The organism is Pandoraea vervacti (assembly GCF_000934605.2).
Lineage (GTDB): Bacteria > Pseudomonadota > Gammaproteobacteria > Burkholderiales > Burkholderiaceae > Pandoraea > Pandoraea vervacti.
Map to the genome: position 1 here is coordinate 3,439,844 of NZ_CP010897.2, position 23,698 is coordinate 3,463,541.

Annotated in this window: 23 protein-coding genes; 13 read left to right on the plus strand and 10 right to left on the minus strand. The window is 65.2% G+C overall.

The window, feature by feature from the left end:
• Window positions 1-114: 114 nt before the first annotated feature.
• From UC34_RS15095 to UC34_RS15145, 11 genes are all read left to right on the plus strand, one after another.
• A complete protein-coding gene (locus tag UC34_RS15095) occupies window positions 115-687 on the plus strand; it encodes an RNA polymerase sigma factor (protein ID WP_044456185.1) in 573 nt (190 codons plus the stop codon).
• Window positions 684-1,112: a DUF3619 family protein gene (locus UC34_RS15100; protein WP_044456186.1), complete on the plus strand. Its 429-nt coding sequence runs from the start codon at window positions 684-686 to the stop codon at window positions 1,110-1,112. Before UC34_RS15095 ends, UC34_RS15100 begins: the two co-directional genes overlap by 4 nt.
• 22 nt (window positions 1,113-1,134) lie before the next feature.
• The gene (locus UC34_RS15105; RefSeq protein ID WP_052811077.1) at window positions 1,135-2,001 is read left to right on the plus strand and encodes a DUF3106 domain-containing protein; all 867 of its coding nucleotides are present in this window, start codon (window positions 1,135-1,137) and stop codon (window positions 1,999-2,001) included.
• Between the two features lie 261 nt (window positions 2,002-2,262).
• Window positions 2,263-2,835, plus strand: a complete 573-nt coding sequence (locus UC34_RS15110) for an RDD family protein (RefSeq protein ID WP_084070686.1) — start codon at window positions 2,263-2,265, stop codon at window positions 2,833-2,835.
• An 18-nt stretch (window positions 2,836-2,853) separates the two neighbouring features.
• Window positions 2,854-3,813, plus strand: coding sequence for an esterase/lipase family protein (locus UC34_RS15115; protein ID WP_157123204.1), 960 nt, complete (start codon window positions 2,854-2,856; stop codon window positions 3,811-3,813).
• A gap of 203 nt (window positions 3,814-4,016) precedes the next feature.
• Window positions 4,017-4,973: a UDP-2,3-diacylglucosamine diphosphatase gene (locus UC34_RS15120; protein ID WP_418303905.1), complete on the plus strand. Its 957-nt coding sequence runs from the start codon at window positions 4,017-4,019 to the stop codon at window positions 4,971-4,973.
• 241 nt (window positions 4,974-5,214) lie between these two features.
• On the plus strand, window positions 5,215-6,249 hold the full coding sequence (locus UC34_RS15125; RefSeq protein WP_044456188.1) for a glycosyltransferase family 4 protein: 1,035 nt from the start codon (window positions 5,215-5,217) through the stop codon (window positions 6,247-6,249).
• A gap of 38 nt (window positions 6,250-6,287) precedes the next feature.
• Window positions 6,288-6,722, plus strand: a complete 435-nt coding sequence (locus UC34_RS15130; protein WP_044456189.1) for a diacylglycerol kinase — start codon at window positions 6,288-6,290, stop codon at window positions 6,720-6,722.
• A gap of 142 nt (window positions 6,723-6,864) precedes the next feature.
• The gene (locus UC34_RS15135; protein WP_044456190.1) at window positions 6,865-7,533 is read left to right on the plus strand and encodes a TetR/AcrR family transcriptional regulator; all 669 of its coding nucleotides are present in this window, start codon (window positions 6,865-6,867) and stop codon (window positions 7,531-7,533) included.
• A 3-nt stretch (window positions 7,534-7,536) separates the two neighbouring features.
• On the plus strand, window positions 7,537-8,133 hold the full coding sequence (locus tag UC34_RS15140) for an LOG family protein (RefSeq protein WP_044456191.1): 597 nt from the start codon (window positions 7,537-7,539) through the stop codon (window positions 8,131-8,133).
• Window positions 8,134-8,548: 415 nt separating this feature from the next.
• Complete coding sequence (locus UC34_RS15145; protein WP_052811079.1) at window positions 8,549-9,085, plus strand: DUF2062 domain-containing protein; 537 nt, start codon at window positions 8,549-8,551, stop codon at window positions 9,083-9,085.
• Between the two features lie 46 nt (window positions 9,086-9,131).
• Here the strand turns inward: UC34_RS15145 and UC34_RS15150 are convergent, their stop codons facing one another.
• Window positions 9,132-9,752, minus strand: coding sequence for a DUF924 family protein (locus UC34_RS15150; RefSeq protein WP_044456192.1), 621 nt, complete (start codon window positions 9,750-9,752; stop codon window positions 9,132-9,134).
• A 48-nt stretch (window positions 9,753-9,800) separates the two neighbouring features.
• Window positions 9,801-10,532, minus strand: a complete 732-nt coding sequence (locus tag UC34_RS15155) for an alanyl-tRNA editing protein (RefSeq protein ID WP_044456193.1) — start codon at window positions 10,530-10,532, stop codon at window positions 9,801-9,803.
• A 308-nt stretch (window positions 10,533-10,840) separates the two neighbouring features.
• On the opposite strand from UC34_RS15155, the gene UC34_RS15160 reads away from it, so the two are divergent.
• Window positions 10,841-11,314, plus strand: a complete 474-nt coding sequence (locus tag UC34_RS15160) for a tetratricopeptide repeat protein (protein WP_044456194.1) — start codon at window positions 10,841-10,843, stop codon at window positions 11,312-11,314.
• Between the two features lie 89 nt (window positions 11,315-11,403).
• Entirely contained in the window at window positions 11,404-12,342 is a 939-nt protein-coding gene (locus tag UC34_RS15165; protein WP_044456195.1) for a hypothetical protein, read from the plus strand.
• Between the two features lie 76 nt (window positions 12,343-12,418).
• Here UC34_RS15165 and UC34_RS15170 read toward each other — a convergent pair whose 3' ends face one another.
• The 8 genes from UC34_RS15170 to kdpB all read right to left on the minus strand — a co-directional run bounded on the left by UC34_RS15170 (window position 12,419) and on the right by kdpB (window position 23,697).
• A complete protein-coding gene (locus UC34_RS15170) occupies window positions 12,419-12,862 on the minus strand; it encodes a group II truncated hemoglobin (RefSeq protein ID WP_044456196.1) in 444 nt (147 codons plus the stop codon).
• A gap of 178 nt (window positions 12,863-13,040) precedes the next feature.
• Window positions 13,041-15,644, minus strand: a complete 2,604-nt coding sequence (locus tag UC34_RS15175) for an ABC transporter permease (protein WP_237165117.1) — start codon at window positions 15,642-15,644, stop codon at window positions 13,041-13,043.
• The gene (locus UC34_RS15180; protein ID WP_044458235.1) at window positions 15,631-16,227 is read right to left on the minus strand and encodes a DUF4126 domain-containing protein; all 597 of its coding nucleotides are present in this window, start codon (window positions 16,225-16,227) and stop codon (window positions 15,631-15,633) included. The genes UC34_RS15175 and UC34_RS15180 overlap by 14 nt, the downstream gene beginning before the upstream one ends.
• Window positions 16,228-16,498: 271 nt before the next feature.
• Window positions 16,499-16,816, minus strand: a complete 318-nt coding sequence (gene sugE, locus UC34_RS15185) for a quaternary ammonium compound efflux SMR transporter SugE (protein ID WP_044456199.1) — start codon at window positions 16,814-16,816, stop codon at window positions 16,499-16,501.
• Window positions 16,817-17,238: 422 nt separating this feature from the next.
• Window positions 17,239-17,949, minus strand: coding sequence for a two-component system response regulator KdpE (kdpE, locus tag UC34_RS15190; protein WP_044456200.1), 711 nt, complete (start codon window positions 17,947-17,949; stop codon window positions 17,239-17,241).
• Window positions 17,950-17,954: 5 nt separating this feature from the next.
• Window positions 17,955-20,762, minus strand: coding sequence for a sensor histidine kinase (locus UC34_RS15195; protein WP_044458236.1), 2,808 nt, complete (start codon window positions 20,760-20,762; stop codon window positions 17,955-17,957).
• Window positions 20,763-20,907: 145 nt separating this feature from the next.
• The gene (gene kdpC, locus UC34_RS15200) at window positions 20,908-21,492 is read right to left on the minus strand and encodes a potassium-transporting ATPase subunit KdpC (protein ID WP_044456201.1); all 585 of its coding nucleotides are present in this window, start codon (window positions 21,490-21,492) and stop codon (window positions 20,908-20,910) included.
• A 78-nt stretch (window positions 21,493-21,570) separates the two neighbouring features.
• On the minus strand, window positions 21,571-23,697 hold the full coding sequence (kdpB, locus tag UC34_RS15205; RefSeq protein ID WP_044456202.1) for a potassium-transporting ATPase subunit KdpB: 2,127 nt from the start codon (window positions 23,695-23,697) through the stop codon (window positions 21,571-21,573).
• Between the last annotated feature and the right edge of the window lies 1 nt (window position 23,698).

The window sequence follows — 23,698 nt, forward strand, 5'->3', positions numbered from 1 at the left end:
ACAGGCAAGCGCGTTTTTGGTAGCATCCGCACCGACTACGCGATCTTTACGTAATCTTTACGCTTACACGGCATTTCACAGGCGCAGCGGCAGACGCTGCGTGTACCCCACCGGATGGCATCTGACAAGGAACTGGCGGATTTTCTCGCGGGCATCGAGCGGCGCGCTTTCAAGCAGGCCGTCTATGCCGTACGCGACGACGAGGCCGCCCTCGATATCGTTCAGGATGCGATGATCCGTCTGGCCGAGAAGTACGGCGACAAGCCGCCGGCCGACTTGCCGTTGCTGTTTACGCGCATCCTCCAGAACACCATTCACGACTATTTCCGCCGCCAGAAGGTGCGCAACACCTGGGTGACGCTATTCTCCAATCTCGCCGGTCCGGGCGACGACGAGCGCGACGATTTCGACCCGCTGGAAACCTTGCTGGGCGAGGACGGGTCAGTGCAGACCGAGAGCAGCGAAGACTCGGTTTCGCGTGCCGAAATCCTCACGCTCATCGAGGCGGAAATACAGAAGCTACCGACACGTCAACGAGAAGCCTTCCTCATGCGTTATTGGGAAGACATGGACGTTGCCGAGACCGCCGCCACGATGGGGTGCTCCGAGGGCAGCGTCAAGACGCACTGTTCGCGTGCCACCCACGCGTTGGCACAGGCGTTGAAGGCAAAAGGGATCAGGTTATGAGTCACGATCTGGAAACGAGGGAAATTCGCTTCGCACATCGCGTGCGACGGGCATTGGACGAAGCGTCCGATTCGCCGTCGCCGAATATCGCGGCCCGGCTGGCCGCCGCACGCCAGGAGGCGCTCGCCCGCAAGAAGCCCGAACCGGTCGCCATCGTGCAACCGGCGCTGGCGCTCGCGGGTGTCGGCACCGTGCAATCGCCGGAGATCGGCGGGCCGCGTCGCGCATTCGACAAGCTCGCGCGCCTGGGCCTGCTCTGGCCGCTCGCCGCTCTGGTCATCGGTCTGGCAGGCATTGCGTATTGGGAACATCAGCAGCATATTCAGGATCTGGCGGACATCGATGCCGCCGTATTGAGCGATGAACTGCCGCTGTCGGCGTATGCCGATCACGGTTTCAACGCGTATGTGAAGCGTGCCCAGTAGTCCCCCCATCCAAGACCACCCAGTGACGCGACGCAACGTACTTTTCCTGGTCGCCGCGCTGGTCGTCGCCGCAATTGCCGGCACGGCCGCGCTGCGCCGCCCGCCAGCGCCGGAACCGGTATCGGACGTGCCGCCGGCCATCGACAGCAGTGCCTCGTCCGGCAACGTCGCGCAAAACGCGTCTGCGACCCCGGTCGGCACGCTCAGTACCAGTGCGTCCGCCGCCAGCGCCCCCGCAGCCGCCCTGCCCTCGCCGGGAGGCGCCTGGGCGAAGCTCAATGCGGAACAGCAGGAAGCCCTCGCGCCACTCTCCCAGGATTGGAACCGCATGAGCGAGCGCCAGCGCGAGAAGTGGATCGAAATCGCCAAACGTTTCCGGACGCTGTCGCCCGACGGCCGCAAGCGGCTGCACGACCGGATGGCCGACTGGGTGCGCCTGACCCCGGAGCAGCGCCAACTGGCGCGAGAAAGCTATCAGAACGCGAAAACCCTGCCGCCGGAGCGCAAGGTGCAGGTGTGGCAGCAGTATCAGCAGCTCACGGAAGAACAGAAAAAGCGCCTGGCCGCCGATGACAAGAAGCTGTCCAACCGTCCCAACGTGGTCAGCGCGCCGCCGTCAGGCCGCTCGGGCGTAAAAAACCCGTACGCCGCCGTGCATCGCAAGGACGCCGGCACCGCCGCGAAGAACGGCGCGTTGCCGGTGCCGGCCCCGACAGCCTCGGCGCCGACGGCGACCTCCGGCACCACGGCATCTGCCTCGTCGGCGTCTGCCCCGGCCCCCGCGGCCGCCAGCAACGGCACGGCGAGCGCGGCGCCGGCGAACGGGGAAAAGAGCGGCGACAAGAACGGCGACGCCGTCTTCAATTCGGACCTGTACCACCACAACTGACGCGCTGCGCCGCTCTGCGTCGCATGGTGTCGATGCGCGACGGCCGCCTTCGGGCGGCCGTTTTCGTTTGCCATGCCGCCCCGCCTGCATCGGGCCGGGCGCGGCTTTGCCCGCCGTGCGCAAACGCCCCCGGCTGGCTGGCTCATCCACGCAATCTTCCGCATAATGGGCGACGCCCCCGGCGCGAACTCCCGTCGCACGAGCACAAACGCACCGGCGCACCGCCAGACTTCCGACCATAAGGCTCCAGACCACGCCGCGATGACCGACACCGCTACGACTCAGCCCGCCAAGCCGTCCCGCTCTCCTCGTGCGCCTCAGACCTCGCCCCCCGCCGAAGGCGCTCCGCACAGCCATGCCGTCCCCACGCTGCGCCGCCGTGTGCTGTCGATGGTCTACGAATCGCTGTTGCTCTTCGGCGTGCTCTTTCTGTCCGGCTATCTCTTCAGCGCCCTGACCCAGCAACGCAGCGGCCTGATGTACCGCCATGCCATGCAGGCGTGGCTGTTTTTCGTCCTCGGCGCGTATTTCGTTTGGTTCTGGACCCACGGCGGGCAAACGCTGGCGATGAAAACCTGGAAAATCCGTCTGGTCGACGCGCAGAGTCAGCCGGTGCGCGCAGGCCGCGCCCTGCTGCGCTATGTCCTGGCATGGCTGTGGGTGCTCCCGGCCATGGCGATCGACTGGGTATTCGGGCTGACGGGCTGGAGCAGCGTCGCGCTGCTGGGGGGATGGGTCGCGCTCTGGGCGCTGACCATGCACGTGACGCCGGATCACCAGTTCCTCCATGATCGGCTGGCAGGCACGCGGCTTGTCAGCATATTGGGTAAATAAGCCGCCGATGAGTCGCCAATGAGCCCTCCGCCGACAGGGTCCCCCCGCCCCGTGCTGCGCGCGTCGCGTCCACATCTGATCTATGGCGGCTTAGAGATCGGGCTGTCGATCATCGTGGCGATCGCGACGTGGTCGGCATGGCAAAGCCCATGGACGACGTTCCTCTGGACGGTCCTGTGGCTACCGGTCTCGCACGCCATCGGCCTCGCGGCGGGCTTCGTCATGGCGGCCCATGGCGATCCGACGCCCGAGCGCCGCACGCCGGCCGCCACGAACGTCGCCATCTGGGCCTACGAGTGCGCCGCGTCCATCCTGCTGCTCGACCTCTACCAGCCCTGGTTCAGCGCTGCCCCGCTCGCAACGCCCCGCGGTCCGGCCCGCCCCGTCGCCGTCTTGCTGCTGCACGGCTACGGTTGCAATCGTGCATTCTGGCTGCGCTTTTCCCACCATCTGGCCGACGCCGGCTATCACTGCGACGCGATCAACCTCGCGCCGGTCTTCGGCGACATCGACGATTACGCCGAGACCATTGCCAACGCCGCCCGCGGGCTCGCCGAACGCACGAGACTGCCCGTCGTGATCGTCGGCCACAGCATGGGCGGGATCGCGGCACGGGCCTGTTTGCGGCGTTATCCGACGTTGCCCGTCGCCCACACGATCACCCTCGGCTCGCCGCACTTCGGCACCCTGCACGCGCGACACGGAATCGGTCTGAATGTGCGTCAGATGAGCCTCGGCAGCGACTGGCTCGTTGCGCTCGCGAGCAGTGAGAATGACGCGCAGCGTGCGCGCATCACGTCGATCTACACGGCACACGACAACGTCGTCTATCCGGTGCGTACGTCGATTCTGCCCGGTGCCCATAACCTTGCGTTGGACGGACTCGGTCACGTATCGCTCAGCACCCATCCGCGCTCGCGCGCACTGGTGCTCGAAACGCTGGAACGCGTTGCGCAGGGCTTGCGCGGCGGCATCTAGGCCCGGCGACACCACGTCGCCGCGCCTTCCGGGCTTCCGGGCCACGTGCAGCCTTGTCCGCCTTGTCCACCCCCTCCACGCCGTCCGCTTGTCGCATCGCCGCGACGGCAAAAGACACTTTCGCGACACGCGCGTGACTGTCATCGTCCCTTCATGAAGCCGTGGCGCAATGCACGCATGTTCAACGCGACGTGCGAGCCGCTATGACGACGACCCCCACCCTCGAGTTGCCGGTCTCCCCTCCCGCGGCTCGCGCCGGACGCTTCGCAGAAGCCCCGCCGGGCCGCCCCGCCACCCCGCCTGCCGCCCCCCCCGCCGCACCGCCCTACGCCATCGACCTGCCCCCGGACACGCCCGACCCGCTTGATCCGCCGCCCGAAGGCATCACGCGCTATCGCACGATCTGGCTCTCCGACATCCATCTGGGCACGCAGGGCTGCCAGGCGGACTATTTGCTCGACTTCCTGCGCCATCACGACTCCGACTATCTCTATCTGGTCGGCGACATCATCGACGGCTGGCATCTGCGCAAGGGTTGGCACTGGCCACAGGCGCACAACGACGTCGTACAGAAGATGCTGCGCCGCGCGCGCAAGGGCACGCAGGTCGTCTACGTGCCGGGCAACCACGACGAAGCGGCACGCCAGTTCTGCGGACTGGCGTTCGGCGACATCGCCGTGCGCGATGAGGCGTTTCACACCACGCTCGGCGGCAAGCGTCTGTGGATTACCCACGGCGATCTGTTCGACGGCGTGATCCAGCACGCCAAGTGGCTCGCCTATCTGGGCGACTCGCTCTACACGATCACGCTGCTGCTCAATCGCTGGTTCAATCGCGTGCGCACGCGCTTCGGCTTCCCGTACTGGTCGCTCTCCCAGTACCTGAAGCACCAGGTCAAGAACGCAGTGAACTTCATCTCGGCCTTTGAAAACGTGATGGCCGACGAGGCGCGCCGCCGCGGGTGCGATGGCGTGGTCTGCGGCCACATCCACAAACCGGAAATCCGCGAGATCGACGGCTTGCTCTACTGCAACGACGGCGACTGGGTCGAGAGCCTGTCCGCCCTTGTCGAGACGATGGAAGGCGAGCTCAAGATCATCTACTGGACGCAGAAACGCCGCACGCCGGTGAACGTGAAAGCCACGGCCGTGAGCGCCTGAGCGCGGAATGAGCGCGGAATGAGCGCTGAATGCAAGCGAACTGGGATCGGCTTGAGAGCGGGCGGAGATCGAACCCGCCCAGACACACGGGGCGTTGCCCCGGATCGCCCACGACGGGCAATACGTCCGTGCCATGAATCCAACCGATGCACGAACGGCGGCTGAACGCCGGGCATGCACGGCTTCACACGCGCCAGCGCGTGTCAATTCCACCCGCGCGAGACGCGCGAAGGAGCGCCCGATGAAAATCATGATCGTCACCGACGCCTGGGATCCGCAGATCAACGGCGTGGTCCGCACGTTGAAAAACACGCGCGCTCAGTTGGAAGCTTCCGGCCATCGTGTCGAATTGCTGACTCCGCAGGAATTCCGCACGATCCCATGTCCGACCTATCCGGAGATCCGCCTCGCCTTCTTCGCCGGAGGACGGGTCTCGCGCCGCATCGAAGCGTTCGCCCCGGACGCACTGCACATCGCCACCGAAGGCCCGCTCGGCATGGCCGCACGCAAGTGGGCGATGCGCCACGATTTTCCGTTCACCACCGCTTATCACACGCGATTTCCGGAGTACGTGCAGGCACGCTTCGGTTTCCCGCTGAGCACCACCTACCGCTTTTTGCGGTGGTTTCACACACCGTCACGCGCGGTGATGGCGCCCACGCCGGTCGTCAAGCGCGACCTCGAGGCGGCGGGCTTCAACAATGTGGTGTTGTGGACGCGTGGTGTCGACCTCGACATCTTCCGTATCCAGGAAGCACATGTGCTAAATTCGGCACATCCGATTTTCCTCTACGTGGGGCGCGTGGCCGTGGAGAAGAACATCGAAGCCTTCCTGAAACTGGATTTGCCGGGCTCGAAATGGGTCGCGGGCGAAGGGCCGCAACTGGCAGAACTGCGCTCGCGCTACCCGGACGTGAACTACCTTGGCATGCTCTCGCAGCCGGAGCTGGCGAAGGTGTATGCGTCGGCAGACGTGTTCGTCTTCCCGAGCCGCACCGACACGTTTGGACTGGTGCTGCTCGAAGCGATGGCGTGCGGCCTGCCCGTAGCAGCGTTCCCCGTCACCGGTCCGGTCGACGTGCTCGACGGTTGCCCCGAGGGCGAAGGCGGCGCGTTGCGCGAGGATTTGCGCGAGGCGTGTCTCGACGCACTCAAGGTTTCGCGAGCGAGCGCGCGCGCCTGGGCCGAGCGTTTCTCGTGGCAGGCGGCCTCCGAAGAGTTCGCCTCGCATTTGCACCCGCGCAAGCCTGAGCCGTCGCTCGCGCCTGCGGTCTGATCCACCACCAGAGCCCGTTGCGGCGAGGAACCTGACGCTTGTTCATCGATCACCCGCCGCCACGCGACAAACAACCGAATCCGTACAAGGGCAACCGGGGCGTCATGCGTGCATGGCGCGCCCTGAAGTACTCGCTGTCCGGTTTCAAGTTCGCCGTTTTCGAGGAGAGCGCCTTTCGCCAGGAACTCGCGCTTGCCGCCATCCTCTTGCCCGCAGCGATCTTTTTGCCTGTCACCGCCGTTGAGCGCGTACTGCTGATCGGCTCCATCCTGCTTGTGCTCATCATCGAGCTCATCAATTCGAGCATCGAGGCGGCCATCGACCGCATTTCGCTGGAGCGTCACGAACTCTCCAAGCGTGCGAAGGATTTCGGCAGCGCTGCCGTGCTCGTCGCCCTGGGCCTTTGCCTGCTCACCTGGGCCTCCCTTGCGGGCCCCGTCATCGTCGATCTCGTACGTACGGCGTTTTTCTGATATCGCTCGTCGCGCCCCGTCCCCATGCTTGGCAGTGGTCGGCTGCCGGGTATAATCGGTCGCCGTATACCTGATACTCCACTCATAAACGCAAGCGGAGAACCTCCTTCGCCGAGCTTGCCGCCAACCGGGGCCGACAGACATGGAAGCAAAGCCGCCACGCCGAACCCGCGAACGAATTCTTGAAGTGTCCCTACGACTCTTCAACGAAATCGGCGAACCCAACGTCACCACCACCACGATTGCCGAGGAGATGAAAATCAGCCCGGGCAATCTGTACTATCACTTCCGCAACAAAGACGACATCATCAACAGCATCTTTGCGCAGTTCGAGCAGGAAATCGAACGACGCCTGCGGCTGCCCGACGATCACAAGCCCACGCTCGACGAAGTCTGGACCTATTTGCAATACATGTCCGAATTCCTGTGGCGTTTCCGTTTTCTCTATCGCGACCTCAACGATCTGCTTGCGCGCAATCGCACGCTCGAAACACACTTCAAGCAGATCGTGGGCCACAAGAAGCGCTTCGCACGCGAGATGTGCGACCTGCTCGTGGCGGACGGGGAAATGGAGATCACGCCGGAGCAGATCGATGTCGTGACCACCAACATGGTGGTGTTGTCCACGTACTGGTTGTCCTACCAGTTCGTGATGAACCCGCGCAAGTACAACGATCCTGCAGAAATCGGCGCAGGGTTGCATCAATCGAGCTATCACATCCTCTCGCAAATGGCCCCGTACCTGAAGGGCAAGTCACGCGAGCTGTATGACAAGATGGCCCATGAGTCCTCGTCCAAGGGAGTGCAGTAAGGCATGTCGTCGGAAGTCAAATCCATTTGTATCTACTGCGGCGCCGCCACCGGTGTGCGGCCCGCGTATGCGGAAGCGGCCCGTGAACTGGGTCGTCGCATGGCCGAATCCGGCATCCGCCTCGTGTACGGCGGCGGCAAGGTCGGCCTGATGGGCATCATTGCCGACGCCGTGCTCGCGCACGGCGGTCAGGCCGTGGGCATCATCCCGAAAGCGCTGATGGAAAAGGAAGTCGGCCATACCGGACTGACGGAATTGCATGTCGTCGAGAACATGCACCAGCGCAAGCAGATGATGGCCGACCTGTCGGACGCCTTCATCGCCATGCCGGGCGGGATCGGTACGTGCGAGGAGTTGTTCGAGGTCTTTACCTGGCTGCAAATCGGCTATCACGCCAAGCCGATTGGTCTGCTCAACGTCGAACGGTATTACGACCCGTTAATGGTGTTCCTCAAGTCGATGGTGACGGAGCAGTTCCTCAAGGCGCCACAACTCGACCAGTTGCAGATCGCCACGTCGCCGGAAGCGTTGCTCGACACGATGCGTCATTTCAAACCGGCGCAAATCGATCGCTGGGCACACCAGCGCACGCAGATCTAAGCGTCGCACCCGAGGCTGCGTGGTACGCGTGCCGCGCAGCCGCTCACGAATCCACAGCCTCGTCTTCGCGACATCTCCAACGTCCGACGCCAGCGCATTGGCATCGCGGCATGCCGCTACGTCGCACGCCTCGCGGCTAACGTGGCACACCCGCCGGAAGATTGCACGACGCCCCGCCGAACGTCCGGCAATCACGCCTCGATCGCTTGCCAATCACCTTCCAATCATCTTCCAATCGACCTCCAATCGCCCGTCAATCACATGGATACGTCCGTGAATATCGGGAAACGTCCGTCTTCGCGGCATCATTGAACTCTTGTCTGGCCCGGCACTCAGACCTCCGTAGCATACGGACCTTCGTATGCACCCGTCCCACGCCCGCCTGGGTTTATCTCCTTCGACGAGCAACCTGCCCATGATGTTAAAGATGCTTCGCCCGATGCGACTGCTGCGCTCGCGCCTGTTGCGCCCGCATGCCGGTGTGCTGTTGCGCCGTAGCCTGTGGCAGGCCACACCGCAGGGCGTGGCGATGGGTTTGGCGTGCGGTGTTTTCTTTGGCATCTTGATCCCGGTTGCCCAAATGCCGGTGGCCATTCTCGTGGCGGCCCTGCTGCGCGGGAATCTCTTTCTGGCGACGATGGGCACCCTGATCACGAACCCGTTGACGGTGCCCTTCGTGTATCTTGGCGCGCATCACGTCGGGCGATGGCTGCTCGACTGGTCTTCCGGGGCCGAGATCGAAGCGACCGTCGCCGCCGCCGGTCAGGTCGGCGAGAGCTTCTGGACGAAATTGACGAATTTCGACTTCGGCGCCGCGACCCTGCATCTCGGCGCCGGTCTCGCCACGTTTGCCATCGCCGGTGGGATGCTTGCGTATGTTCTCGGCTTCTTCGCCATCCGCTGGCAGCAGCACCGGCGCGCAGCCCCCGTGCGGACCACGCCGCCCGCCTGACGTCCGCGCATGACGGAACCGATACGTCAAACGCAGAACCACAAGCTCAGAACGACGATCCGGGCTGCTTCAGAAACGCGAGCTCTTCGGGCGTGGATTCGCGGCCTAACGCCGCATTGCGATGCGGATAACGCCCGAACCGCTCGATGATGACCGCGTGCTTGCGGGCGTAGTCGAGGTTATCGACCAGGCCGAACGCCTGCGCCAGTTGCTCGTACAAGACCAGCGAGACGTGCTGGCTTTCCAGCGATTCGTCGTGCTCGAACGGCAGATACGCGAAGACACGATGCTGGGCAGTCGGCAGACGCTGGTCGTCTCCGGCATCGACCAGTTCACGCGCGACGGCCAGCGCCTGCGCATCGCCAGCGAACGCTTGTGCCTGATGCCGGAAGAGGTTTCGGGAAAACTGGTCGAGCACCACAATCAGCGCGCAGGCGCCGAGCGGCGTCTGCGTCCAATGACTCAACTCGCCCGCCACTGCCTGCGCGTGCAATGCGCCAAAGCGTGAACGAATTTCCTCATCGAACGCATCCGACTTACGGAACCACTCCGCACGCGCCATCCCGTACACGTCGGAGCCGGGCGTGCCGAACCAGAAGTCGAGCACCGCTTGCCAGGGTTGCAACGGTTGCGCGTGCGAGGGAGTCTGTGCTGCCGGCGTCGCCATCGATAGTCCTCAAAGAAAGATCTGGGAGATGGCGGGATGATGCCAGACTCAAGCGAAAGCCAACACCACCCGGCGCGTACGAGACGTCTTCTTTTCGATCTTCGCCACGCGCAACGCCCCGATCTCCGAGGTGTTGCCCACGTGCGTGCCGCCGCACGGCTGCAAATCGATCCCCTCGATACGCACCAGCCGTACCCTTCCCAAACCGACCGGCGGCTTCACGCTCATGGTGCGCACGAGTTCAGGACGCGCCGCCATTTCCTCGTCACTGATGCTGTCGATGGCTACGGGCCGAGCCGCTGCGACCAGCGCCGCCAAGCCGGCTTCCACCGTCTCGCGCTCGATCGGTTCATTCGTCACGAAGTCGAGCCGGGCGTATTCCGCAGTGATGCTGCACCCGTCCACCGGATGCGGCAAGACGGCGTACATCAAGTGCGACGCGGTGTGAAATCGCATATGCCGAAAACGTCGCTCCCAATCGATTTCGGCCCGCACGACATCGCCCACCGCCAGCCCTGCCAGCACCTTGCCCTGCCCTTCGGCCGGCACATGCACGGCGTCGTCAGGCGTCGCACCCTCCTGTTTGGACTTGCGCGTATCGGCAATGGCAAGGCGCGAGCCGTTCGCCAGGATGAGCGCGCCCGCGTCGCCAGCCTGTCCCCCGCCGAGCGGATAGAAAACCGTGCGATCGAGCATGATGCCCGTCTCGTCGATATGCGTGATGCGCGCCTCGCATTGGCGCAGATAGGCGTCTTGTCGGAACAGCGCTTCGGTGGTCATGTCGTCTCCTGTGGGAACGCGTCATGTTCGCGCGACTGCCCGGCGAATGACAAGGCACAATCCGCCCCCCCGACGCCGGTACGGTCGTGCGGACGCAGGCTGCCTACAGTTCCCCGTCCCTGTCCCAACGAAAACCGCTTTGCGCCAACTCGCCCCCGATCCCTTAGGTTGCGCCCCAACCCAACGCCATCTGCGCGAATTCTCGACACCATTTGTCGCGGCGCGAAAGCCGTCAACCTGTGTGGACCGCACATTACGTGGCGATCGCACCCATGCGGTCGACTGTCGAATTCGCAAGGAAAGACACCATGACAAGACCCTCCGTAGCCCGACAGCACGCTGTCGATACGGGCGCGCGCTCGCATCAGCACTCGCGCCCCGTGGCGACGTACGCGCGCGCCCCGGCCATCAACGCACCGGTCGACCATCGCGCGCTCACGCATGCGTACGCGCTGCATGCCCACAACGATCTCGAAGGCGCCGCACGCGCGTTTGCGCAAATATGCCGCACGCTTCCCGCAGGCGCCGAGGCGTACCGCGCCTTCGGCTACGTGCTTTGCCAGCTCGGCGACTACGCGAATGCGATCGCGCCGCTGATGATGGCCGTGGCCCGCGAGTACGGTGATCCGGAGCCGTTGTACTTCGCCGCATGCTGCATGCAGCACACGGGCGACACGCAGGCAGCCCGCGAGATGGCCACCGATGCCATGGACATGCTGCGGTGTTCGAATCGCTATCCGGATCTGCATCTCAGGCTCACGCGTCTGCTCGACACGCTCTGACGTTCCGCTCGGATGTCCCGCATTGATGCCCTCATTGACGTCCCTTACTGACGTCACTGCTTCGCCCCCTTTTTTTCGAATTCCCCCCCATGACGCACACTCGCTTCTCCCCCGCGACCGCCACTTCGCATTCGTTTGCCCCCAACCGCGCGACGCCACACGCCGAGACCCCCTCGATCCGGACCAGCGCAGCCAAAGCGCTTCACGCGCTGGCGGGAAACCACGGCGCTCTGGGTTCCCTTACCGACCTCGCGCCATCGCCCCCGAGCGTCGGCCGCTTCGCCGCGTTGCTCCATCATCTGAACAACTTCGCGCTCAGCGCCAGCGCGTTGAGTGTCGCGAGCCTGAGCGCCATCAAGGAAACGTACGACGCCAGTGCGCTATCGAGCGCTCACAAGATCACGTTGACTACCGCCACGGCGGCGTCGCTCTCGAGTCTGATGGACCTGGCCGTCGCCGTTGGCAAGTACTGCAATCCATCGTCTACGAGTTCACAGATCCAGAACACCGCATGGCTCGCGTCCGCAGGCAAGCTGCTCGGGTCAAAACACCTGGAGACGTATGGCGGGAGGTATCAGTCGACCTTGCTAGGCACGTCGATGATGCTCTTCCTCAATAGCGCCGGACAGATTGCCGGCGGTCACGGCGCCCGGCACGACCGGCCAGGCACAGCGGACGATACGGCGACACCCGGCACTCTGGGTCTGCCGTCTGCGTCCAGCGCGCCCGAGACCGGGACACAGGATCTGGACGCGCTGGAGAGTTGCATCGGCTTCGCCGCGCTGACGTATCGCGCGTTCGGCGATGCCGCCACAACGGCCGTGATCGACTGGATGAACGCGAAGGAAGCCCGCCGGAACATGGATGTCGTGGAACGGCATCTCTCGTACGAGGCGCCGTACGGCACGGAGGGGACATTCAAGCTCAGAGACCCCGAGCTGGATATCGAGGCGTCGGACGACAGCGGTGTGGACGAGCGTTCGCTGAGCAGCGTGTCGTCGAGCGTGCCACACGTCATGAACGTTTGATGTTGCCGGGGAAGCGGCAGATGGCGTGGGGCGAAATCCTCATTTAGCCCACCATGGGCCCGTCGTTAGCCCGTCGTCAGCCCGCCTTGTTACGCATCCAGTCCGCCGTGCCGTAAAACGCCTGCATCAGACGTTCCTGCAACGTCGGCGCAACGCCGATGTCCTGCATCGCCAGCGCCATGCAGCGCAGCCACTGATCGCGTTCGCTCGACGCGATGGGGAATGGCAAATGGCGGGCACGCAACATCGGATGCCCAAAGCGCTCGATGTAGTGGTTGGGCCCGCCAAGCCAGCCGCACAGGAACCAGAAGAGTTTGTCGCGCGACCCGTCGAGCGACGCCGGATGCATGCCTCGGATGCCCGCGAATTCGGGCTCCAGGTCCATCAGGTCGTAGAAGCGGTCGACAAGCTCGCGTACGCGTGCTTCGCCACCGAGCAGGGAAAAGGCGGTCGGCTGGGCAGGTGCGTCCTGCACGTCGTCATCCGCCGCAGCGTTTTGAGGGGTATTTTCGGTCGTCATGGCCGATATTGTGCCCGACGCTCGGCAGGTCCGCCACGATTGGGGCTCGCGAGAGGCGCGGGGCCGCGGGGGATGCAGCACAACGCCGCGCTTTGCCCTAAGCGCCCGCATGCGCTCCGCACGACGCCCACACACGCCGCCTACCCACGCCGCCTACACGACGCCAACGCGCCCGCGCTCAGACGTCGCGCAACGTGCGCAGCGCCGACTGACGCAGCACCGCCCGCAGGCCGCTCCACCCACCGATCAGCGCGCAGAGCACACCCGCGCCGATGCCGAGCACCGGCAACCACGGATTGAACGTCAGCGCGAATTCGAAGACGTACCGCGCCAGCGCCCAGCCCAGCGCACCGGCACCGAACGAGGCCAGCAGCCCGGCCAGCGCCCCCACGGTCACCAGCTCCGCCAGGTGGACATCCCGAAGCTGTCGCGACGATGCCCCCAGCGCACGCAGAATGCCGCTTTCGCGCATCCGTTCGTCGCGCGTGCCGGCCAGCGCTGCGTACAGGACCAGTACCCCGGCGGCCAGCGTGAAGAGGAACAACGCCTGCACCGCGTCGATCACCTGTGACAGAATCTGCTGGATCTGCGCGAGCAACGCGCCCGTGTCGATCACGGTGACGTTGGGGAACTGGCGCACGAGCGCGTCGGCCACGCCCTGCTGTTGCGCTTCGAGATGGAACGAGGTGATCCACGTCATCGGGAAGTCGCGCAAGGCCGCAGGCGGCATCACCACAAAGAAATTCACGCGCATCGATCCCCAGTCCAGCTTGCGCAAGCTCGTGATCGGCGCGTCGATGGTCTGTCCGGTGACTTCGAAACGCAGCACGTCGCCGAGCTTGAGTCCCAACGTATTTGCAATACCCTCTTCCATGGAAATCTGCGGTTGGCTCGCGTTGCCGTACCACTGACCTGCCGTCACCCGATTTCCCTCGGGCAACGCCGAGGTATATGACAGGTTGAACTCGCGCTCGGCAAGACGTCGCGCGCGCTCGTCTGTGTAGCGCTCGCCCGTCACCGGCTTGTCGTTGATTGCCGTCAGACGCGCGCGAATCATCGGGGAGAGTTGCACATCGGGCAGCCCGGCTGCACGAAGTTGCGCCAGCACCGGCGCGTCCTGTCCCGGCTGAATATCGATGACGAACCGGTTCGGCGCATCCGGCGGCGTCGAGTGGCGCCATCCGGCCACCAGATCGTTACGCGTGACCGCGAGCAACAGCAATGCCATCAGGCCCAGGCCCAGGGCCACCACCTGCAGCGCGCTGCCCAGGCCGCGACGTCGCAGTCCGGCCACCGCATAGCGCCACCCGATGCCCCCCATCGCACCGCCCGCCGGCCCGTGCCGACGTGCCCACACGGCAAGCCCGCGGATCGCCAGCCATGCCAGCACGCCGAACACGAGCGCACCGGCCACGAACCCGCCCGCCACCATTGCGCCGAGGCGCAGATCGCGCGCGGCAAAGAGCAGCAGCGCCCCGAAGGCCAGCGCGCTGGCGCCGTAGGCAAGCCAGCCTTGCCGGCGCGCGCCGCCGACAACGTCCCGACGCAGCACGTGCAAGGGCGCGACTTCCGAGAGCGGCAACAAGGGCGGCAGCGCAAAGCCGAGCAGCATGACGAGCGAACTGGCCAGCCCGAACACGGCCGGACGCCATGTCGGCGCAGGCAGCCCCGCAGGAATCACGTCGCCGAGTTGCGCGAGCAACACCCAGTGCGCGGCATAGCCGAGCGCTACGCCCAGCACCCCACCGATGAGACCGAGACCGATGAATTCGAGCGTCACCATGCCGCGCAGGGCACGACGCGGCAGGCCCAGACAACGCATGACCGCACAGGCATCGAGATGACGCTCGCTATAGCGACGTGACGCAATCCCCACGGCGACGGCCGCCAGCACTGCGGCGAGCAACGCCACCAATGAGAGGAAGCGCTCGGCGCGCTCGAGTGTCTGGCGCATCTGAGGCTGACCGTCTTCGAGAGATTCGATGTGCACGCCGCGCGCCTGCTCGGCGGCCGGACGCGCCCACGCGGCGAATCTGGCGACCTGCGCGTCCGTGCCCGCGACCAGCAAGCGATACGTAATTCGACTGCCGAACTGCACGAGGCCGGTGGACGGCAGTTCGTCAAAGCGCATCATCACGCGCGGTGCGAGCGAGCCGAAGCCGTAGCCGCGATCCATCTCCCGAGTGATGACGGCCGCGATGCGCAGCGAGCGATTGCCCACCCGGATCGCGTCGCCGGGTTTGACGTGCAGCGCATCGAGCAAGGCGGCGTCGACCCACACCGTGCCCGGGGCCGGAATGTCGGAGGCGGGGATATCCGGCGTGTCTGTACCGGCATTGGGGACCGCATTGGGGACAATACGCACGCGTCCACGCAACGGATACCCGTCGCTCACCGCCTTGAGCGACGTCAGACGGCTCGCGCTCGGCGCGTCCCTCGGCGGGTCGGTCCGACCGCTCCCGTCGCCCATCGCCTTTGCGCCGCCCATCGCACTCGCCATGCTCGGGAAATTGGCAATGACTGCGGTAGCCAGCCCCTCGGACTGCGCCCGGTGCGCGAATTCGGGGGCGAGGGGAGCGTCGCTGCGAACGACGAGATCGGCGGCCAGCATCTGGCGCGCATCGCGCTCGAGCCCGCCCTGCATCCGGTCGGAGAGGAAACCGACGCTGGAGAGTGCGCCCACCGCCAGCAGCAACGCAACGAGCAGCAGATGCAACTCACCTGCGCGCCAATCGCGCAGGAACATCCGCCATGCCTGGCGGGCAACTTCAGTGAACCCCATCGTTCCTCAATCCTTTGACCCGCGCCAGTACCGAGCGCCATCCACGCCACACGCGCGGCAACCACCACCACGCCAGCACGACGAACACCAACAACATCACGAGAAAGACAGCCGGAAGGAAGAACGCGAGCGCCAGTCCGCCTACCGTGGAGACATCTTCGCCGGCTGAGGCCGCGACATTCGAGAAAGGTTCCGGCGACGTATTGATCAGCGCGCGACTGCCCGCTTTGGCCAGATGCGCCGTGCCGGCGAGCGCGCCGCCGGCCAGACCGGCCAGCACCGTGACCGTCGGATCCATCTGCCCGAGCGCCGCCGCGCCCAACACGATCCCGGCAGGAATGCGGATGAACGTGTGCACGGCGTCCCACGCACTGTCGACGAAGGGGATCTTGTCTGCGAAGAACTCGATGGCTGCCAGCACACCCGCCGTGGCAATCACCCAGGTCGACCCCAGCACGACGAGCGAAGGCGGCAGATGCAACCAGCCCAGCCGCGCCGCAAGCCCTGCACAGAACACCGTCAGGTACAACCGCAGGCCGCTGCCCCAGGACAGCCCTGCGCCGAGTGCAATCGATTCAAGCATGGTGACCTCGCTGCCGCCGACATGACGGCGTCGCACGATCACGCGTCTCATACCACCGACGCGGCAACAGTCACCTGGCACACAGCCCGGGTCCCGGTATTGTCCGGTATCCGGCAAAACGTTGCCCGGCAGGTAACTCGACTGCTACCGCGTCATTATGCCGCGCGATACGGCAACGCACCACCCGTGACCCTACGGGGCAAACGACCAGCACATTCGTGCTGAATCTGTCGCGGTAGTTGTCGCAGTATTCGCGCGGTATTTATCGCCATCAGGCCGCAGTAAGCTTCAGTCCGACCAACCCCGCCAGAATCAATGTGACGCTGGCGATGCGCGCGGCCGATGCCGACTCCCCGAAGAGCACGATGCCGAGCACGAATGCCCCGACCGCGCCAATGCCCGTCCAGATGGCATAGGCGGTGCCCAGCGGCAGCGTACGCACCGCAAGCGCCAACAGCCAGACGCTGCCGATCATCGACACGATGGTGAAAACGGAGGGAATGAGACGTGAAAATCCTTGCGTGTACTTGAGGCCGACGGCCCAAGCCACTTCGAGCAGACCGGCGAAAACCAGCAGAATCCAGGCCATGGCAGACTTCGATGAGAAAGACGGGGTCGTCCCCGGGAAACGATGCGGTACCCGCACGAACCGATGGCCGGGTCGTCCCGGCAACGGTCTCCCATCGAACGTCGAATGAATGGCGGAGCGCCGGACGCTGCACAGGGAGCAGCGCGATTTTAGCAAAGCCGCCCATTCGCCGTGCTGGCGCCGATTTTCTCCTCGTTGTCAGCAGGGCCTTTTGACACTTGTGTGATCCTCGGGTCCTCGTCACCGGCTATCACCTGCTGTCCCGCCCTTCCGCCCTTCCGCCCTTCCGCCCGTTCGCCCGTTCGCCCGTTCGCCCGTTCGCCCCTGCGTCCCGAAGCGACCCTGCACGCCCCCAGGCACGTCTACGCGAGCCGATACAGGCCCGGGCGGCCCACCTCAGCCCCCTCCCCCGTTTCAACCATTCAGCCTGCGGCGTCGACCTCGAGCCGATAGCCCACCCCGGTCTCCGTGAGAATGTGCTGGGGCTGCGCCGGGTCGGCTTCCAGCTTCTGGCGCAGGTGGCCCATGTAGATGCGCAGGTAGTGATTGCTCTCGACGTGCGACGGCCCCCACACTTCCTTGAGCAACTGACGATGCGTGAGCACGCGCCCGGCATGGCGCACGAGCGTGACGAGCAAGCGGTACTCGATCGGCGTGAGGTGCACCGGTTCGCCGCCGCGCGTCACCTTGCGACGCGCCAGATCGATGTGGATGTCCCCGAACGAAAACGCTTCGTCGAGCGTCTCCGAGTTTCCGCCCCGATGATGGCGGCGCAATTGCGCGCGAATGCGTGCGAGCAACTCCGACACGCCGAACGGCTTGGTCAGATAGTCGTCGGCCCCCACGTCGAGTGCAACGACCTTCTCCGCTTCTTCGTTGCGCGCAGACAGCACGATGATCGGCATGTCGGTCCAGCTGCGGACTTCGCGAATGACTTCGACGCCATCGATGTCCGGCAATCCCAGATCGACGATCAGCAGGTCAGGTTTGCGCGTCGCCGCCTCGACCATGCCCTGTCGGCCGGCCTCCGCCTCATGCACAACCATGCCTTCGGCTTCCAGCGACGTGCGCAGAAACCGCCGGATCTGGCGCTCGTCTTCAATCACCACAATGTTGATGGTCGGCTCACTCATGTGGCTCACTCATGTCGTTGTATCGCGTTTGCGTCGGTGTCCCGAAGGGGCGGTTCGGGGACATCCTCCGCGGCGTCCGGGGCGACCGGCGGGGTCTCTACCGGCAGCGTAAAGATGAATCGGGCGCCCTGTCCGCCGGTCACGTTGGTCGCGTGAATTTTACCGCCGTGCGCTTCCACGATGGCGCGGCAAATCGCCAGGCCGAGCCCGATCCCCGGCTTGGCCGACTCCTTCTCGCCGCGCATGAATTTCTCGAAGATCCGGCCTTCCATGCCGGGCGGCAGACCGGGCCCGTCGTCGCTCACGCTCACCTCCACGTCCTCGCCGGCCACGCGGGCTGCGATCTCGATGTGTGAACCCACCGGCGAATACTTCGCGGCATTTTCCAGCAGGTTCGTGAACAGACGTTCGAGCAGCACGGCATCCACGCGCAACAGCGGCAGATCGGCGGGCAGTCGGGTCGTGACCTGGTGACCGGCGAGCATGCGTCGGCAAGCGCGCAGCGACGTGCCGACCACCTCTTCGAGCATCTGCCACTGACGATTGAGCTGCACACCGCCCGCCTGCAACTTCGCCATGTCGAGCAGGTTCGTGACGAGACCGGTCATGCGCTGCGCCTCCTCGTGGATCGCATCGACGAGTTCGATACGCAGCGGCCCGGGCGTCTGCGCATTGCGGCTGAGCATGCTGGCGAATCCGACGATGGACGTCAGCGGTGTTCGCAGGTCGTGCGAAATGGCCGAGAGCAGCGAATTGCGAAGACGCTCGGACTCCATCGTCACCAATGCGTCCTGTGCGATTTCCACGTAATGCACCCGCTCCAGCGCGAGCGCGATCTGGGCGGCGAACGTATCGAGCAGGCGTTGCTGTTCGGGCGTGCCGATCATGCCGCCATCCGAGCGACCATCGCTGCCGTCGCCCACGGCGGGCGCGACGACCAAAACGCCGCGCGTGCGCATCGGCGCGCGCAGCGGGAGATAGTAGGCATCCGAGCCCGGCAGGGTATTGGTGCCGCGCCCTGCCGCTTGCTGACGGTCGTACACCCATTGCGCGACGTCGGTATCGATGTGCTCGGGCATCGTTTCGGCGCGCGCGTTTTCCACCGGCTGACGCACACTGCCCTGGCTATCGGGCAACAGCAACGCCACACGTGCCTGAAACACCTCGCGCACGTGACGGGCGCCAATCTCCACGATCTGCGGCGTGGTGAGCGCCGCCGCCAGTTCGCGGGCCATCGCATACACCGCCCCCGTGCGCCGCTCGCGCCACGTTGCCAGCCGCGCCTGAAAGCGTAGACTCGTCGTCAGATGGCTGATGACCAGCGCCACGGTCAGCATGACCGCAAACGTGAGCAAGTACTGCGTGTCGGAGACCGACAGCGACATCGTCGGCGGCACGAAGAAAAAGTCGAATGCGACCACCGAGAGAAACGAGGCCAGCACGCCCGGTCCGCGTCCCAACCGCATCGCCGCGACGATCACGCCAAGCAGATACAACATCGCGATGTTGGCCAGATCGAGGAACGAGGTCAGCTCCGCAGCGGCGAGCGACACAACCCCGCAAATACCGACGGCCCACGCATAGGCCCGCCAGGGCCGCCCCACGAGTCCCAACTCCGGCGCCGTATCGAACCAGTCGCGCCAGTCGCCCCGCACCACACGCTTGTCGGCCGACGTATCCCCGGCAGCGGGGCCGATGAGCACGACGTCCACGCCACGCGCGAGCCGCACCAATTGCTCGTGCAGCGGGGTTCGGGCCGTCCACCAGCGTCGCGCGCCGCTCGCGCCGACCACCAGCTTCGAGACGTTACGCATTTGCGCATAGGCCAGCAGTGTGGTGGCGGCCTGCGCACCGTCCAATGTCAGCGTTTCCGCCCCAAGCTCATGGGCCAGCTTGAGCGTGGCATACACGCTCTCGCGACGCGCCGTCGACTGCCGCAATATCGCCGGTGTCTCCACATGCACGGCAAGCCAGTCGGCGCGCAGACTCGCCGCGAGCCGCGCGGCCGCGCGCACCAGCGCCACGCCCTCCGGCCCCGGCCCGATAGCAACAAGCAACCGCTCGCGCGCCTGCCAGACCTGACTGATTGACTGGTCCGCACGGTACTCACGCATTTGCGCATCGACCCGGTCGGCAGTGCGACGCAGCGCCAACTCGCGCAATGCGATCAGATTGCCTTTGCGGAAGAAGTTACGCACGGCGCGCTCGGCCTGCGCGGCCATGTACACCTTGCCCTCGCGCATGCGTTCGAGCAGTTCGTCCGGCGGCAAGTCGACGAGCTTCACCTCATCGGCCAGATCGAACACGCGGTCGGGAATGGTCTCCCACACACGAATGCCGGTGATCTGACCGACGACGTCATTAAGCCGTTCGAGATGCTGCACGTTGAGCGTGGTGTACACATCGATGCCTGCGTCGAGCAGTTCGTGCACGTCCTGCCAGCGCTTGAGATGGCGCTCTCCGGCGACGTTCGCATGGGCCAGTTCGTCCACGAGTGCGACGGCCGGTTTGCGCGCGAGCATGCCGTCGAGATCGAATTCGCGCAGCACGCGCCCGCGATATTCGACCGACTTTTGCGGCAGCACTTCCAGACCCTCGAGCAAACGCGCAGTCTCTGCCCGACCGTGCGTCTCCAGCACACCGACCACGACGTCGGTGCCCTCCTCGCGCAGCTTGCGCGCAGCCTGCAACATGGCAAAGGTCTTGCCCACACCGGCAGACGCGCCGAAGAAAATCTTCAGGCGGCCACGCTGCTCGCGCGCTTCGTCGCGTTGCAGCTTGCCAAGCAGTTCGTCGGGATCAGGGCGTTCGATACCAGCCATCGGGTCAGTCCACTATGAAGACGCGAGCCACGTCGATACAAAAAAACGCGGCACGCGCCGGGCGTGCCGCCAATCTACCGCAGGCCGACGGGCAAAACCAGCGATTCCCGGTCTGCCCTGCCTGCGGCGTCGTCTTTCAGACGGCGCCTCGTGCCAATCCATCCAACGCGAGGTTGAGCTTCAGAACATTCACCCGCGGCTCTCCGAAAATTCCCCATTGACGGCCCTGCGTGCTGCGCGCCACGAGCTCACGCACCGCGTCCGCGCTCAGCCCGCGCGCCTTGGCAACGCGCGCGACCTGATACTCGGCCGCCGCCGGGCTGATGTCGGGATCGAGGCCGCTGCCCGAGGCCGTCACCAGGTCAGCCGGCACCGGCAGTTGCGCCGACGGGTCGGCATCGCGCAGGGCGGCGATGCGTGCCTTCACCGCATCCGTCAACGCCGGGTTGAGCGGGCCGAAGTTCGAGCCGCCGGACGCGGCAGCGTTGTTCGGATTCGGCGACGTTGCCGACAGGCGGCCCCAGAAGTATTTCGGTTCGTCGAAGTTCTGACCGATCAGCGACGAGCCAACCGCTTTGCCGTCCTTGTAGATCAGGCTGCCGGCGGCTTCGCGCGAGAACGCCGTCCGGCCAATGCCGGTCACGACCAATGGATACACCAGCCCGGTGATGACCGAGAGCACCACGAACAGGCTCAGCATCGGGCGCAAGAGGGTTTTCATGACATCGATTCCTTAGAGGGTCAGCAGTGTGGCCCGGACGTACGGCCCCCTGGCCGCTGCGTCCGGGCGCCGCGCTTATCAGGCCCAGCCCAGCGCGGCAATGATCATGTCGATGGCCTTGATACCGACGAACGGCACCAGAATCCCGCCAAGACCGTAGACGAAGAGGTTGCGGCGCAGCAGCGTCGCGGCCCCGAGCGGGCGGTACTTCACGCCCTTGAGCGCCAGCGGGATCAGCACCACGATGATGAGCGCGTTGAAGATCACCGCCGACAAAATGGCCGATGAAGGACTCGCCAGGCGCATGACGTTGAGCGCATCGAGCTGCGGATACGTTGTGGCGAACGCCGCCGGAATGATCGCGAAGTACTTCGCCACGTCGTTCGCAATCGAGAACGTCGTCAGGCTGCCGCGCGTCATCAGCATCTGCTTGCCGATCTCCACGATCTCGATCAACTTGGTCGGGTTCGAATCCAGGTCGACCATGTTGCCCGCTTCCTTCGCCGCCTGCGTGCCGGAGTTCATCGCCACGGCCACGTCGGCCTGGGCCAGCGCGGGGGCGTCGTTCGTGCCGTCGCCGGTCATCGCCACGAGCTTGCCTTCGGCCTGATATTTGCGGATCGTCGCGAGCTTCTCCTCCGGCGTGGCTTCCGCGAGGAAGTCGTCCACTCCGGCTTCGGCCGCGATTGCCGCCGCGGTCAGGCGGTTGTCGCCCGTGACCATCAGCGTGGTGATGCCCATCTGGCGCAGTTCGGCGAAGCGTTCCTTGATACCGCCCTTGACCACGTCCTTGAGTTCGATGACGCCCAGGACGCGAGCGCCATTGGCGTCGTGCTCTGCCACGACCAGCGGCGTGCTGCCGCGACGGGCGATGTCGTCCACCGACGCGGCCAGCGCGGTCGGCCATGTGCCGCCGGCCGCTTCGACATAGCGCTTCACCGCCTCGGCCGCACCCTTGCGGATCTGTTTGTCGGCCAGGTCCACGCCGCTCATACGCGTTTGCGCCGTGAACGGGATAAAGAGCGCGTTCAGACCGCTCATCTCGCGCTCACGCAAATTGAATCGCTGCTTGGCGAGCACGGCGATACTGCGGCCTTCCGGCGTCTCGTCGGCAAGTGAAGCGAGTTGCGCGGCGTCGGCCAGCGTGCGCTCGTCCACGCCCGGCGCGGGCACGAACTGGGACGCCTGACGATTACCCAGCGTGATGGTGCCGGTCTTGTCGAGCAGCAGCACGTCGACGTCCCCGGCCGCTTCCACCGCGCGCCCTGACGTGGCGATCACGTTCGACTGCATCATGCGGCTCATGCCGGCCACGCCGATGGCCGAGAGCAATCCGCCGATGGTCGTCGGAATCAGACAAACCAGCAGCGCGACGAGGACCGTGATCGTGACCGGATTGCCCGCGTGGGTGACGAACACGCTGTAGATCGAGTACGGCAGCAGCGTGGCCGTGGCGAGCAGCAGCACCAGCGTGAGCGCGACGAGCAGAATCGTGAGCGCGATCTCGTTCGGTGTCTTCTGCCGTTTCGCGCCCTCGACCATCGCGATCATGCGATCGAGGAACGCTTCGCCCGGGTTGACCGTCACCTTCATGATGATCCAGTCGGAGAGCACACGCGTGCCGCCGGTCACGGCAGAGAAGTCGCCACCGGACTCCCGAATCACCGGCGCGGATTCGCCCGTGATGGCCGATTCGTCGACCGACGCCACGCCTTCGACCACCTCGCCGTCGGCAGGGATAACGTCGCCGGCTTCGACCAGCACGAAGTCGCCCCGACGCAGACTGGCGCTGTCGATGACCAGACATTGCGCGTCGCGGCGCGCCGAGCGCAATTGCTTGGCGGGCACGTTCTTCTTCGCCTGACGCAGCGACGCGGCCTGCGCCTTGCTGCGGCCTTCGGCCAGCGCTTCGGCGAAGTTCGCGAACAATACCGTGAACCACAGCCACAGCGTAATCGCGAGGATGAAAGGCGCGCTCGCCTCGGCATGCCCCGCCACGGCCATGCCGAACAGCACGGTCGTGAGCAGGCTGCCGACGTACACCACGAACATCACCGGGTTTTTGGCCTGAGTGAGCGGGTGCAGCTTGCGGAACGAGTCCACGATGGCCGGCTTCACGATGGCCGGGTCAAACATCGACTTCGTCGCCGATGTATGTCCCTCGCCCAACGGCCGGGTGACGGTATTTCCTGAGGGTTGATTCATG